Genomic DNA, 13,610 nt, shown 5'->3' with positions numbered 1-13,610 from the left:
GTCAACGCAGCTTCAGGCTGGACAGGCCGACCAGGCACAGCAGCATCGTGATGATCCAGAAACGGACCACGACCTGGGTCTCGCGCCAGCCGCTCTTCTCGAAATGGTGGTGCAGCGGCGCCATCTTGAGCACGCGCCGGCCTTCGCCGAAGCGCTTCTTGGTGTACTTGAAGTACGTGACCTGGGCCATCACCGAGATCGCCTCGACCACGAAGATGCCGCCCATCACGAAGAACACGATCTCCTGGCGGACGATCACGGCGATGGTGCCGAGCGCGCCACCGAGCGCGAGCGCGCCGACGTCGCCCATGAAGACCTGCGCCGGATGGGTGTTGAACCACAGGAAGGCCAGGCCGGCGCCGGCCATGGCCGAGCAGAAGACCAGCAGCTCGCCGGAGCCCGGGATGTGCGGGAACAGCAGGTAGCGCGAATAGACCGCGCTGCCCGTGACATAGGCGAACACGCCGAGCGCCGAGCCGACCATGACGACCGGCATGATCGCCAGCCCGTCGAGGCCGTCGGTGAGGTTCACGGCGTTGCTGGCGCCGACGATCACCAGGTAGGTCAGGATCACGAAGCCGATGCCGCCGAGCGGATAGCTGACTTCCTTGAAGAAGGGCACCAGCAGGTTGATCTTGGGCGGGAAGTCGAGGTCGAAACCCGAGCGCACCCAGGCGTAGAACAGTTCGAGCACGCGCCAGTTGGAGCTCTCGGAGATGCTGAACAGCAGGTAGAAGCCGGCCACCAGCCCGACCACCGACTGCCAGAAGTACTTCTCGCGCGAACGCATGCCCTCGGGGTCCTTGCGCACCACCTTGCGCCAGTCGTCGACCCAGCCGATGGCGCCGAAGCCCAGCGTGACCCACAGCACGATCCAGACGAAGCGGTTCGAGAGGTCGAACCACAGCAAGGTCGAGAACGCGATCGAGAACAGCACCAGCACGCCGCCCATGGTCGGCGTGCCGCTCTTGGTCAGGTGCGTCTCCATGCCGTAGCTGCGCACCTGCTGGCCGATCTTGAGCGCCGTCAGGCGCCGGATCACGAAGGGACCGGCGGCCAGGCCGAGCAGCAGCGCGGTGAGCGAGGCCATCAGGGCGCGGAAGGTCAGGTACTGGAAGACCCGCAGGAAACCGAAATCCGGCGACAGGCTTTGCAGCCACAGGGCGAGGCTCAGCAGCATGGGCGGAACCTCGGCGCGAAATGGGGCATGGGTGAACGGGCCTCGATGCGCGACTCATGCGGCATGACCGGCCTCCTTGTCTTGTTGTTGTCGTGATTCGGCCCAGCCCGCGGCGGCCTGGACCACGCGCTCCATCTGCATGAAGCGCGAGCCCTTGACCAGCACGCTGCCGGCCAGCGGCAGCTGCGCCAGCACGGCGGCGTTGAGCGAATCAATGTCGTCGAAATGGCGGCCCGCGGCCGGGTCCTGGAAGGCGGCGATGCTGTGCGCCGATTCGCGGCCGAGCGCGTACACCGCGTCGATGCCGCGCTCGCGCGCCCGCTGGCCGACCTCGGCATGGAACTGCGGGCCCTGGTCGCCAACCTCGCCCATGTCGCCGATCACCAGCAGGCGCGGGCCCGGCAGCGCGGCGAGCACGTCGATCGCGGCCAGCATCGAATCGGGATTGGCGTTGTAGGTGTCGTCGACCAGGGTGATCGTCCGGCCGCCGGCCAGCCGCAGCGCGATCGCCCTGGAACGGCCCTTGACCGGCTCGAAGGCGGACAGCCCTTCGGCGATGCGGTCGAGCGACACGCCGCTGGCAAGCGCGCAGGCGATCGCCGCCAGCGCATTGATGACGTTGTGGCGGCCGGCGATGCCGAGCCTGAAGCGCAGCTCGCCCAGCGGCGTGCGGGCCTCGACCCGCCAGGCGCCGTCGGCCCAGTCGGCGGACCCCAGCGCGATGTCGGCACCGGCCTGGTCGCCGAAGCTCAGGCAGCGCCGGGACGCCGCCCGATGGGCGATCTCGCTCCACAGCGGCGCGAATTCGTCCGCGTGCGGGAAGACGGCCGTGCCTTGCGGCGGCAGGGCCTCGAAGACCGCCCCGTTCTCGCGCGCCACCGCCTCGACCGTGGCCATGAACTCCTGGTGCTCGCGCTGGGCGTTGTTGACCAGGGCGATGGTCGGCCGCGCGATCCGCGCCAGCCGCGCGATCTCGCCCGGGTGGTTCATGCCCAGCTCGACCACCGAGCGCTGGTGGCGCGCGCGCAGGCGCAGCAGGGTCAGCGGCACGCCGATCTCGTTGTTGAAGTTGCCGGCCGTGGCCAGCGCGCCCTCGCCGCAGGCGGCGCGCAGGATCGACGCGATCATCTGCGTCACGGTGGTCTTGCCGTTGCTGCCGGTGACCGCGATCAGCGGCAGGTCGAACTGAGCGCGCCAGCCCGCCGCCAGGGCGCCCAGTGCCACCAGGCTGTCCGCCACTTCGAGACCCGCCAAGCCGGCCGCCTCGAGCCCGCCATGGGCGATCGCGGCCACGGCGCCGCGCGCCCGGGCATCGCCCAGGAACTGGTTGGCGTCGAAGCGTTCGCCCTTCAGCGCGACGAACAGGTCGCCGGCCGCGAGGCTGCGGGTGTCGGTGTGGACGCGCAGGATCGGCGTCGCCGGATCGCCGACCAGCCGGGCGCCCCGGATCCAGGCCAGGGCCTGGCCGAGCGTCATCATGGGGGTCGCTGCCTGCGCGTCGGTCATGCACCGCTCCTTGCCGTGAGCGCATCGAGCGCATGCGCCCGGTCCGAGAACGCAATGCGCTCGCCGGCGATTTCCTGCCAGGCCTCGTGGCCGCGGCCCGCCAGCAGCACCACATCTTCCGGGCGGGCCTGGGCCAGGGTCTCGGCGATCGCCCGGGCCCGGTCGGGCTCGACCTGGGCCGCTTCGGGGCGCGCCAGCCCCAGCAGGATCTGGCTGATGATGGCCGACGGCTTCTCGCTGCGCGGGTTGTCGCTGGTGACGACCACGCGGTCGGCCTGCGTCTCGGCCACGGCGGCCATCATCGGCCGCTTGGCGCTGTCGCGGTCGCCGCCGCAGCCGAACAGGCACCACAGCGCACCGCCGCGCTGGCGCGCCAGCGGCCGCAGGCCGGCCAGCGCCTTGTCGAGCGCATCGGGCGTGTGGGCATAGTCGACCACCGCCAGCGGCCGGCCGGGCAGGCTCAGGCGCTCCATGCGGCCCGGCACGCTGTCGAGCCCGGTGCAGGCCCGCACCGCCGCGTCGAGCGGCAGGCCGAGCGCCCGCAAGGCGCCGATCACGCCGAGCAGGTTGGCGACGTTGTACTGGCCGATCAGCGAGGTGGCCAGGCGCTGCGCCGGCGCACCGTCCTCGACCACCGTGAAGGTCAGGCCCTGGGCGTCGTAGCCGACGTCCTGCGCCATCAGCCGGGCCGGAGCGCCCGCGGCCGAGACGGTCCAGACATCGAGCGCGCCGACACCCTGCTCGAGCAGGCCGGCCACCAGCGAAGCGCCGTGCAGGTCGTCGATGTTGACCACCGCGGCGCGCAGGCCGGGCCAGCGGAACAGCTCGGCCTTGGCCTGCCAGTAGGCCTCCATGCTGCCGTGGTAGTCCAGGTGGTCCTGGGTGAAATTGGTGAACACCGCCACCGCGACCCGGCTGCCGTCGAGCCGGCGCTCGGCGATGCCGATCGACGAGGCCTCGATCGCGCAGGCGCCGAAGCCGCGCTCGACGAAGCCGCGCAGCTCGCGCTGCAGCATGACGGGGTCGGGCGTCGTGAGCCCGGTGTAGGTCAGATCGGGCGGCACGCCGATGCCCAGCGTGCCGACCACGGCGCAGGACGAGCCCACCGCATCGGCGGCCTTGGACGACAGCGCCTGCGCCAGCCACCAGGCGGTCGAGGTCTTGCCGTTGGTGCCAGTGACGGCGATCAGGTCCAGGCTGGCCGAGGGGGTGTCGTAGTAGGCGGCCGCGATCGGGCCGGTCGCGGCCTTGAGGCCGGCGTAGGTGGCGATCGCCTCGCCCTCGAAGCCGAAGGCCGCGCTGCCCTCGTGCTCGACCAGGCAGGCCGAGGCGCCCTGGGCCAGCGCAGCGGCGACGAAGCGCCGGCCGTCGGTCGCCGCGCCGGGCCAGGCGATGAAGCCATCGCCGGCGCCGACCGCGCGGCTGTCGGCGTGCAGCGCGCCGCGCACGCGCGAACGCAGCCAGCGGGCGGCTTCGGCGGGGTTGTGCAGCGTCGTCACGCCCATCAGAAGCTCTCTTCCACACCCTTGGTCACGACCAGGGGTTTGACTGCGAGATCGGGCGCCACGTTCATCATGCGCAGGGTCTGCTGCACGACTTCGCTGAACACCGGCGCCGCCACCAGGCCGCCGAAGTACTGGCCGGCGCTCGGCTCGTCGATCATCACCGCGACGATGATGCGCGGCTTCTCGATCGGCGCCATGCCGGTGAACCAGGCGCGGTACTTGTTGCTGGCATAGCCCTTGCCGACCTGCTTGTGCGCGGTGCCGGACTTGCCGCCGACCGAGTAGCCGACGGTCTGCGCCAGCGGCCCGGTGCCGCCCGGGCCGGCCGCCATCTGCAGCATCTTGCGCACCGCCAGCGCGTTCTGGGCCGAGAACACCTTGACGCCGACCGCCGGCTCGCTGCTCTTGAGGATGGTCGCCGGAATGATGTCGCCGTCGTGCGCGAACGCGGTGTACGAGTGCGCCATCTGGAACAGCGACGCCGACAGGCCATAGCCGTAGGCCATGGTGGCCTGCTCGACCGGCTTCCACGACTTCCAGGGCCGCAGGCGGCCGGTGACGGCGCCCGGGAACTGGATCTGCGGCTTCTGGCCGTAGCCGAGCGCGGTGTAGGTGTCCCACATCTCGCGCGGCGTCATCCGCTGGGCGATCTTCAGCGCCCCGATGTTGCTCGACTTCTGGATCACGCCCTCGACCGTGAGCGCGCCGTAGTTGTGGGTGTCGCTGATCGTGAAGCCGCCGATGCTCATGCGGCCGGGCGCTGTCGGGATCACGGTCTGCGGTGTGACGCGGCCCGCCTCCAGCGCCATGCCGACGGTCACCGGCTTCATGGTCGAGCCGGGCTCGAAGACGTCGGTCAGGGCCCGGTTGCGCAGCTGTTCACCGGTCAGGTTCTGCCGCTTGTCGGGCACATAGCTCGGGTAGTTGGCCAGCGCCAGCACCTCGCCGGTGATGGCATCGAGAACCACCACGCTGCCGGCCTTGGCCTTGTGCATCGTCACGGCGTCGCGCAGCTTCTGATAGGCGAAGAACTGGACCTTGCTGTCGACACTGAGCTGGATGTCCTTGCCGTCCACCGGCGGCACCTGCTCGCCGACCCCCTCGACCACTCGGCCCAGGCGGTCCTTGATGACGCGCCGCGAGCCGGCCTTGCCGCCCAGGTCCTTGTTGAAGGCGAGTTCGATGCCTTCCTGGCCGTTGTCCTCGACATTGGTGAAGCCGACCACGTGCGCCGCCGCCTCACCCTCGGGGTACTGACGCTTGTATTCCTTGCGCTGGTAGATGCCCTTGATGTTGAGCGCGGCGATCTGCTTGGCGATCGGTTCGTCGACCTGGCGCTTGACCCAGACGAAGGTCTTGTCCTCGTCCTCGAGCTTCTTGTCGAACTCCTTCTGCGGCATCTCGAGCAGCTTGGCCACCTGCCTGAGCTTGGCCTTGACCTCCGGGTCGTCGCGTTCGATGTCCTCGGGGATCGCCCAGATGCTCGGCGCCACCACGCTGGAGGCCAGCAGCAGGCCGTTGCGGTCGAGGATCCGGCCGCGGTTGGCCGGCAGCTCCAGCGTGCGGGTGAAGCGGACTTCGCCCTGGCGCTGGAAGAAGGCGTTGTCGAGCACCTGCACGTAGGCGGCGCGGGCGGCCAGCAGCGCGAAGCCGCCGGCGATCGCGGCGACGATGAACTTGCTGCGCCAGACCGGCGTCTTGCTCGCCAGCAGCGGGCTGGTGGTGTATTGGACGCTCCGGCGCGGCATCAGTGGGCTCCCTTCGACGGCGCGGCACGGCCGGGCGGCGTGGCGGGCGCAGGCGCCACCACGGCCGGGATCACGGTGCCGTCGGCGCGCACGTACTGCGTGATGGCCGGCGAGGTGGTGCGCATCTTGAGCTGCTCCTTGGCCAGTTTCTCGACCCGCAGCGGCGTCGCCTGCGCCCGTTTCTCGACCTGCAGCCGGTCGCGGTCGAGCTCGAGCCTGCGGGCCTCGAGTTCGATCCGATGCAGCTCGGTGAAGAGCTGGCGCGACAGGTACTGCGTGTGGACGAGGTACATCGCCGAGCCCAGCACGGCGATCAGCAGCAGCAGGTTGAGGCGCGCCATGTCAGAGGCCCTCGCCGGTGCGCTCGGCCACGCGCAGGATCGCGCTGCGCGAGCGCGGGTTGCCCTCGACCTCGGCCTTCGAGGGCTTGACGCGCGCCAGGGCCTTGAGCTTCATCGCCTTCGGCACCGCGAAGGGCGCGCGGCGGTCGTAGACCTCCTTCGAATGCTGGGCGATGAACTGCTTCACGATCCGGTCTTCCAGCGAATGGAAGCTGATCACGGCCAGGCGCCCCCCGGGCTGCAGCACGGCCAGGCTCGCCTCTAGCGCCTGTTGCAGCTCTTCAAGCTCGGCATTGATGAAAATCCGAAGAGCCTGAAATGTGCGCGTTGCAGGGTTCTGGCCCGGCTCGCGGGTTTTGACCGCGCCAGCCACGAGCTCGGCCAGCTCGGCGGTGGTTGAAACTGGGCCCCGTTCTTGTCGGCGAGCAACAATCGCCTTTGCAATCTGAACAGCAAACCGTTCTTCGCCATAGTCACGAATCACCTCCGCAATCTGTTGCTGCTCGGCTGTCGCCAGCCATTCGGAAACGCTCTCGCCGCGCGTGGTGTCCATGCGCATGTCGAGCGGTCCGTCGAAACGAAAAGAAAAACCCCGTGCGGGGTTGTCGATCTGGGGAGAGCTGACACCGAGGTCCATCAGCAGGCCTGCCACACTGGACCGCGGCAGTTCCCCCAGGTCCCTGAAGCCCTGGTGGCGGATGGAAAAACGCGCATCCTCGATGCGCGCTGCTTCGGCCACCGCTTCCGCGTCCTTGTCGAACGCGATCAGCCGGCCCGCGGGCCCCAGCCTCGCAAGGATCGCGCGGGCATGCCCCCCGCGTCCGAAGGTCGCGTCCACGTAGGTGCCCGCGGCCTCCGAGGCATCGGGGAAAAGTGCATCCACCGCTTCCTTCAACAAGACGGTGGTGTGGGTCCACGGCTGTTCCACTGCGCGCCTCAGAACGAGAAGTCCTGGAATACGTCCGGCATCTGGCCCTGGGTGGCCTCGGCCTCCTTGGCATCGTAGGTCGCCTTGTCCCAGAGTTCGAAGTGGTTGCCCATGCCGAGCAGCAGGGCATCGCGCGTGATGCCGGCGGCGGCGCGCAGTTCGGGCGAGACCAGCACGCGACCGGTGCCGTCCATCTCGACGTCCATCGCGTTGCCGAGGAAGACCCGCTTCCACCACTGCGCCGACATCGGCAGCGCGGCGATGCGCTCGCGGAACTTCTCCCACTCGGGACGCGGGAACAGCATCAGGCAGCCGTGCGGATGCTTGGTGAACGTGAGCTGGCCGCCGGCGGTCGCGCTCAGGACGTCACGATGCCGGGTCGGCACGGAGAGCCGCCCCTTGGCATCCAGACTGAGCGATGAAGCGCCTTGAAACACGACCACGAGACCCCGGTGGTGGGAATTGTCGCGAGGCCCGAATCAGGCCTTGCTCGACACTTTTTCCCACTTAACTGCACTTTTTTCCACTGTAGCAGGAAACGCCTACTCCGCAACCGGGGCTCGCGGGTATTTTTTGTAATGGAATCAACGACTTAGCGGTGTTTTTGCACGCGCAAAAACACCGAATTCCGTTGCAAATGAAGCACTTAGCTCACGCAATGAAAGTAATGCATGAGCCGCGTCCTACGCCAGGCGATTCAGAGGATGAATCGAGAAAGGTCTTCGTCGTGACTTAGTGCCTGGAGGCGTTCGTCGACATAGGCGGCGTCGATGCGCACCGCCTGGCCATCGAGCTTCGCGGCATCGAAGCTGACTTCGTCGAGCAGCCGCTCCATGACGGTCGACAGCCGCCGCGCGCCGATGTTCTCGGTCCGCTCGTTGACATCGAAGGCGATGCTCGCGAGCCGCGTGATGCCCTCGGGCGTGAATTCGAGCGTGACGCCCTCGGTCGCCAGCAAGGCCTGGTACTGCTTCACCAGCGAAGCCTGGGTCTGGGTCAGGATACTCTCGAAATCGGCCACCGACAAAGACTGCAGCTCGACCCGGATCGGGAAGCGGCCCTGCAGCTCGGGAATCAGGTCGCTCGGCTTGCTGAGGTGGAAGGCGCCACTGGCGATGAACAGGATGTGGTCGGTGCGCACCACGCCGTACTTGGTGCTCACCGCCGTGCCCTCGACCAGCGGCAGCAGGTCGCGCTGCACGCCCTGGCGAGAAACGTCGGCGCCCTGCGCCTCGCTGCGGGTCGCGACCTTGTCGATCTCGTCGATGAAGACGATGCCGTTCTGCTCGGCGTTGTGGATCGCCTGGCTGCGGATCTCGTCCTCGTTGACCAGCTTGGCGGCCTCTTCGTCGATCAGGAGCCGCATCGCCTCGGCGATCTTGAGCTTGCGGGTCTTGCGCTTGGCCTGCCCCAGCTGGCCGAACATGCCGCGCAGCTGCTCGGTCATTTCCTCCATGCCGGCCGGTCCCATGATCTCGAGCGGCTGGCGGGTCTCGGCCAAGTCGATCTCGATCTCCTTGTCGTCGAGCGCATGCTCGCGCAGCTTCTTGCGAAAGGCCTGGCGGGTCGGGCTGGCGCCATCGCCGGCAGCGCCGTCGGGCAGCCGTGCCGGCGGCAGCAGCACGTCGAGGATGCGCTCCTCGGCCGCATCCTCGGCCCGCATGCGGACCTTGGCGCTCTCGGCTTCGCGGGTCTGCTTGATCGCGATCTCGGCCAGGTCGCGGATGATCGAATCGACGTCCTTGCCGACATAGCCGACCTCGGTGAACTTGGTGGCTTCCACCTTGATGAAGGGCGCATCGGCCAGCCGCGCCAGCCGGCGCGCGATCTCGGTCTTGCCGACCCCAGTCGGGCCGATCATGAGGATGTTCTTGGGCGTGATCTCGGCGCGCAGCTTCTCCTCGACCTGCTGGCGGCGCCAGCGGTTGCGCAGCGCGATCGCGACCGCGCGCTTGGCCTGGGGCTGCCCGACGATGTGGTGGTCGAGCTCGGAGACGATTTCCTGGGGGGTCATGGACATGGAGGGGCTCGCGATTCTCAGAGGGTCTCGACCGTGTGGTGCATGTTCGTGTAAATGCAGAGTTCGCCGGCGATCTCCAGCGATTTCTTCACGATCTGCTCGGCGGGCAGCTCGGAGTTGTCGAGCAGCGCCTTGGCCGCGGCTTGTGCGTAGGCACCGCCGGAACCGATCGCGATGATGCCGTTCTCGGGCTCCAGCACGTCGCCGTTGCCGGTGATGATCAGCGAGCTGGTGGCGTCGGCCACGGCCAGCATGGCCTCGAGACGGCGCAGCACGCGGTCGGTGCGCCAGTCCTTGGTCAGCTCGATGGCCGCGCGCGCCAGGTGGCCCTGGTGCTTCTCGAGCTTGGCCTCGAAGCGCTCGAACAGGGTGAAGGCATCGGCGGTGGCGCCGGCGAAACCGGCCAGCACCTTGCCGTGGTAGAGCCGGCGCACCTTGCGCGCGGTGCCCTTGATGACGATGTTGCCCAGCGTGACCTGGCCGTCGCCGCCGATGGCGACCTGGTCGGCGGCCCCTGCAACCTTGCGGCGGACGCTGACGATGGTGGTTCCATGAAATTGTTCCATCGAAGCAACTTCAGGGCGAAGGGCCCGATCTCAACCCCCGGCCGGCGCCGACTTCAGTCTTTTCTGAGGGCGACCGAGGCGTGGTCGGCGATGCCGATGACGTCGAAAAAGGCCGCCGCCAGGCGGTGGACGTCGGTGAACTGCACGCTGCGGCCGCTGCCGTGGTGGTCGGTGACCCAGTTGAGCAGGGTCCCGGCGGCGGCGAAATCGATCCGCACCAGGGCCGCACAGGACACCACCGGCGACGCCGCGTCGCCCAGGTCGGCGTCGAGCCGCTGCCAGGTCGAGAGCGACTCGCCGATCAGGTCGCCGACCAGCTGGCTGTGGCCCGGCTCCGGCGCGGCGGGCTTGTGCGGTTCGTCGGCGCCGAAGGAGAAAGCCCTCGCGGGAGCGTCTGCCGCCGGCGCGGCGTCCAGCGACGCGAAGTCGCCCTTGGGATCTTCCCAGGGCGGCGGCGACACTTCGTAGGTGATGCAGTAGTTGAGCGCCAGCAGCTCGAATTCGTCGCCGCGGTGCATCACCCGCAAGGCCGCCATGTGGAGTTGCCACCACACGGCATCGACGCCGCGGTCGTTGGCCGGCGTGGCTTCGGCGAGCACCAGCAGCAGCCGGTCGGCGCCGCGGAAGCGCAGCTGCACGGTCGAGTCGGCCCAATGGGTGAACAAGGCCCGCAGCGGCCCGGCCGCATCGGGCTCGATGGCGTCGAGCGCGCTCCAGTCGAGCCGCCACGACGGGCCGGCGGCGCCCAGGGCACGGGTCAGGCCGATCAGGCCCTCGCGCGCGAGCCGCGGCGGGCTGGCCCAGTCGGCATCGCTCGCCGGCGCCGGCACCGGCTGGCCCGGTGTCGCGGCGCGGGCCGAGTTGGCCAGGGCACGGAACGAGATCCACTCGGGCGCGGCCTGCTTCATCCGCTGGGCATAGCGGGTGCTGGCGGCCTCGAATTTCTCGGCGTCGCCGGTGGCGCGGTAAAGATCGAGCAGGGTGCGCCAGGTGTCGTCGTGCGAGCCGGTCGGGCTGTCGGGCGCCAGCGCCTGCAACAGGATCGCCTCGGCGCCGGCATCGTCGCCGTGGGCATAGCGGATCGCGGCTTCCTCGATGCTGCCGTCATGGGCGGGCAACTGGACCTGGAGCCCCTGGACCCCGCCCTGCGGCACGCCCGGCACCGTGTCGGCATAGGCGCGCGCATGCTGTTCGGCCATGTGCGGCGCGCCATCGGCCGGCGCACCTTCGGCGGCCGGGGCCGCGGCGCGGGGGTCGCGCCCCTTCCACCACTGCTGGGACATCTGCTCTTCGATCTCGTCGATCTTCTTGAGCGTGAGCGCCCGGCCATCGGATTTGTCGTTGGTGCTGCTGACGTTGAACGACGACGGCGTGGCCGCCGGGTCGCGCCCGCCGGCCGCCTCGCGCTGGCGCAGCTTGCGCAGCATGTCGAACTCGCGGCGGCGCACGAAGTCGTTGCGCTGCCGCCGCTCGATCATTTCCTTGAGCATTTCACGGCTGTAGCCGTTTTCGAGCGTCGACGACTCGTCGGCGTCGAGCTCGGACCAATCCTTGAGGGGATTGCGAACGAACTTCGCCACCTTCGACAGCAAGCGACCGGTTTCTTCCTTGGCCATGCGCAGCGTCTCCGTCCGGCTCCCTGGGTGATCAGTCGCCGAACATCTTCTGCTTCAGTTCGCGCCGCTGCTGTGCCTCGAGCGACAGCGTGGCGGTCGGACGGGCCAGCAGGCGGCCGACACCGATCGGCTCGCCGGTCTCGTCGCAGTAGCCGTAGTCGCCGGCGTCGATGCGCTGGATCGACTGCTCGATCTTCTTGAGCAGCTTGCGCTCGCGGTCGCGGGTGCGCAGTTCGAGGGCGTGCTCTTCCTCGATCGTGGCGCGGTCGGCCGGATCGGGCACGACCACCGTGTCCTCGCGCAGGTGCTCGGTCGTCTCGCCGGCGTTCTCGAGGATGCCGCGCTTGAGTTCCTGCAGCTTCAGGCGGAAGAACGCCATCTGCTTCTCGTTCATGTACTCGGTGTCGGGCATCGCGATGACTTCGGCATCGCTGAGCTCCTCGGCCGACTTGGTCTTCCAGTTGTTGACCAGTTTCGGATCTTTCTTGACCGCGATCGGCGGCGGCGGCACCAGCGCGTTCGAGCTGATCTGCACGAAGCTGGACTTGGCCGCGGTGGACGCCACCGATTGCGGCATGGAGGGGACCGTCAGCTGTGACAGCCGCGACACACGGCCGCCGCGTGCGGGAGCGGGGGCGGCAGTCGTTGCGGGTGTCGCCGGGGCGGAAGAGGATGAGGCGGCAGCCGTTTTTTTCATGGGACTCGATGGTGCAGGTGGCACGGCGTGGGCGCCGGCCGGTTTGGATGAGGGGGCGCCCGCGGCGGCCGCCGGCGCCTTGCTCTTGGCGGCGGGCTTGGGCGGCTCGGCAGCGGGCTTGGCGGAAACCTTCTTCGCCGCCGGTACCGCCTGCTTGGCAACCACCGTCTTCTTGACGGCCGGCTTCGACGCGGGCTTGGCTGTTGCGGCGGGTTTCTTCACGGTGACTGGCTCCTTCGATGGACTCGGACGCGCATTCAGATCATGGGGGCTCGCCGATGGCGAACCCCGGGGTTATACCCCCGAATCCAGCCCCGATACGCGCCCGACCCTATGCCGGAAGTCACACTTCGCCCCAGAAGGACGTGTCTGGCTCCCGTAACAGGCGCGCGATTGTATAGAGAGAACCGTCCCCAGGGCGGTCAAATCAGACCAGACACTGGTCGAGGCCCTGTTCGAGGATCTCGCGCGGCAGGTCGATGCCGATGAACACCATGCGGCTGGTGCGCTTTTCGTCGGCGCCCCAGGCCGGCCCGAGGTCGCTGCCCATGAGCTGGTGCACGCCCTGGAAGATCACCTTGCGCTCGGTGCCCTGCATGTGCAGCACGCCCTTGTAGCGCAGCATCCGCGGACCGTAGATGTTGACGATCGCGCCCAGGAAGTCTTCCAGCCGGGCCGGATCGAAGGCCCGGTCGGAGCGGTACACAAAGCTCTTGACATCGTCGTCGTGATGGTGGTGGTGGCCATGGCCTTCGTGCGCATGCGAGGGATGGTCGCAATGCTCGCCGTGAGCGTGGTCATGGTCGTGGTCGTGCGCCTCTTCTTCCTTGAGGAAGTCCGGGTCGATGTCCAGCTTGGCGTTGAGGTTGAAGCCGCGCAGGTCGAACACGTCCTTGATCGGCACCTCGCCGAAATGCACCTTCTGCTGCGGCGCGCGCGGGTTCATGTGCTTGAGGCGGTGGATCAGCGCCTCGGTCTCTTCCTCGGCGACCAGGTCGCTCTTGCTGATGAAGATCTGGTCGGCAAAGCCGACCTGGCGCCGGGCTTCCTGGCGGTCGTTGAGCTGCTGCGGAGCATGCTTGGCATCGACCAGCGTCAGGATCGAGTCGAGCAGGTAGCTCTCGGCGATCTCGTCGTCCATGAAGAAGGTCTGCGCCACCGGGCCGGGATCGGCCAGGCCGGTGGTCTCGATCACCACCCGGTCGAAGTCCAGCAGGCCCTTGCGCTTCTTGGCCGCCAGCAGCTGCAGCGCCTCGCGCAGGTCCTCGCGGATGGTGCAGCAGATGCAGCCGTTGCTCATCTGGACGATCTGCTCCTTCGACTCGGTAACCAGGATGTCGTTGTCGATGTTCTCCTCGCCGAACTCGTTCTCGATCACCGCGATCTTCTGGCCATGGGCCTCGCTCAGGATCCGCTTGAGCAGGGTGGTCTTGCCGGAGCCGAGGAAGCCGGTGAGGATGGTGGCGGGGATGAGGGCCATGGGAATGCTCCGGGGAGAAACGG

12 protein-coding genes are annotated in these 13,610 nt (G+C 68.5%); all 12 read right to left on the bottom strand.

All coding sequences use genetic code 11. The annotated features are described in order from the left end of the window. Window position 1 precedes the first annotated feature (1 nt). Complete coding sequence (mraY, locus tag AC1DF3_RS15080; RefSeq protein WP_286523864.1) at window positions 2-1,180, bottom strand: phospho-N-acetylmuramoyl-pentapeptide-transferase; 1,179 nt, start codon at window positions 1,178-1,180, stop codon at window positions 2-4. A 54-nt stretch (window positions 1,181-1,234) separates the two neighbouring features. Further along, window positions 1,235-2,686, bottom strand: coding sequence for a UDP-N-acetylmuramoyl-tripeptide--D-alanyl-D-alanine ligase (locus AC1DF3_RS15075; protein ID WP_478140053.1), 1,452 nt, complete (start codon window positions 2,684-2,686; stop codon window positions 1,235-1,237). Then, the gene (locus tag AC1DF3_RS15070; RefSeq protein ID WP_478140052.1) at window positions 2,683-4,191 is read right to left on the bottom strand and encodes a UDP-N-acetylmuramoyl-L-alanyl-D-glutamate--2,6-diaminopimelate ligase; all 1,509 of its coding nucleotides are present in this window, start codon (window positions 4,189-4,191) and stop codon (window positions 2,683-2,685) included. Before AC1DF3_RS15070 ends, AC1DF3_RS15075 begins: the two co-directional genes overlap by 4 nt. Continuing rightward, a complete protein-coding gene (locus AC1DF3_RS15065; RefSeq protein WP_478140051.1) occupies window positions 4,191-5,939 on the bottom strand; it encodes a peptidoglycan D,D-transpeptidase FtsI family protein in 1,749 nt (582 codons plus the stop codon). The genes AC1DF3_RS15070 and AC1DF3_RS15065 overlap by 1 nt, the downstream gene beginning before the upstream one ends. Beyond that, window positions 5,939-6,280, bottom strand: a complete 342-nt coding sequence (gene ftsL / locus AC1DF3_RS15060; protein WP_286533960.1) for a cell division protein FtsL — start codon at window positions 6,278-6,280, stop codon at window positions 5,939-5,941. Before ftsL ends, AC1DF3_RS15065 begins: the two co-directional genes overlap by 1 nt. A gap of 1 nt (window position 6,281) precedes the next feature. Beyond that, the gene (gene rsmH, locus AC1DF3_RS15055; RefSeq protein WP_478140050.1) at window positions 6,282-7,208 is read right to left on the bottom strand and encodes a 16S rRNA (cytosine(1402)-N(4))-methyltransferase RsmH; all 927 of its coding nucleotides are present in this window, start codon (window positions 7,206-7,208) and stop codon (window positions 6,282-6,284) included. Window positions 7,209-7,216: 8 nt separating this feature from the next. After that, on the bottom strand, window positions 7,217-7,645 hold the full coding sequence (gene mraZ, locus AC1DF3_RS15050; RefSeq protein WP_286523971.1) for a division/cell wall cluster transcriptional repressor MraZ: 429 nt from the start codon (window positions 7,643-7,645) through the stop codon (window positions 7,217-7,219). Window positions 7,646-7,905: 260 nt separating this feature from the next. Then, complete coding sequence (hslU, locus tag AC1DF3_RS15045) at window positions 7,906-9,228, bottom strand: ATP-dependent protease ATPase subunit HslU (RefSeq protein WP_286523872.1); 1,323 nt, start codon at window positions 9,226-9,228, stop codon at window positions 7,906-7,908. A 17-nt stretch (window positions 9,229-9,245) separates the two neighbouring features. Next, entirely contained in the window at window positions 9,246-9,794 is a 549-nt protein-coding gene (gene hslV / locus AC1DF3_RS15040) for an ATP-dependent protease subunit HslV (RefSeq protein ID WP_286533963.1), read from the bottom strand. 53 nt (window positions 9,795-9,847) lie between these two features. Next, the gene (locus tag AC1DF3_RS15035) at window positions 9,848-11,410 is read right to left on the bottom strand and encodes an STAS domain-containing protein (RefSeq protein ID WP_478140049.1); all 1,563 of its coding nucleotides are present in this window, start codon (window positions 11,408-11,410) and stop codon (window positions 9,848-9,850) included. Between the two features lie 31 nt (window positions 11,411-11,441). Then, the gene (dksA, locus tag AC1DF3_RS15030) at window positions 11,442-12,329 is read right to left on the bottom strand and encodes an RNA polymerase-binding protein DksA (protein WP_286533966.1); all 888 of its coding nucleotides are present in this window, start codon (window positions 12,327-12,329) and stop codon (window positions 11,442-11,444) included. A 205-nt stretch (window positions 12,330-12,534) separates the two neighbouring features. Next, entirely contained in the window at window positions 12,535-13,587 is a 1,053-nt protein-coding gene (locus AC1DF3_RS15025) for a CobW family GTP-binding protein (protein WP_286523880.1), read from the bottom strand. Window positions 13,588-13,610 lie beyond the last annotated feature (23 nt).

It is taken from the genome of Variovorax sp. 10N432 (genome assembly GCF_056394465.1).
Note: the sequence above shows the minus strand (reverse complement) of the source record. Positions and strands in the feature narration are given on the sequence as shown.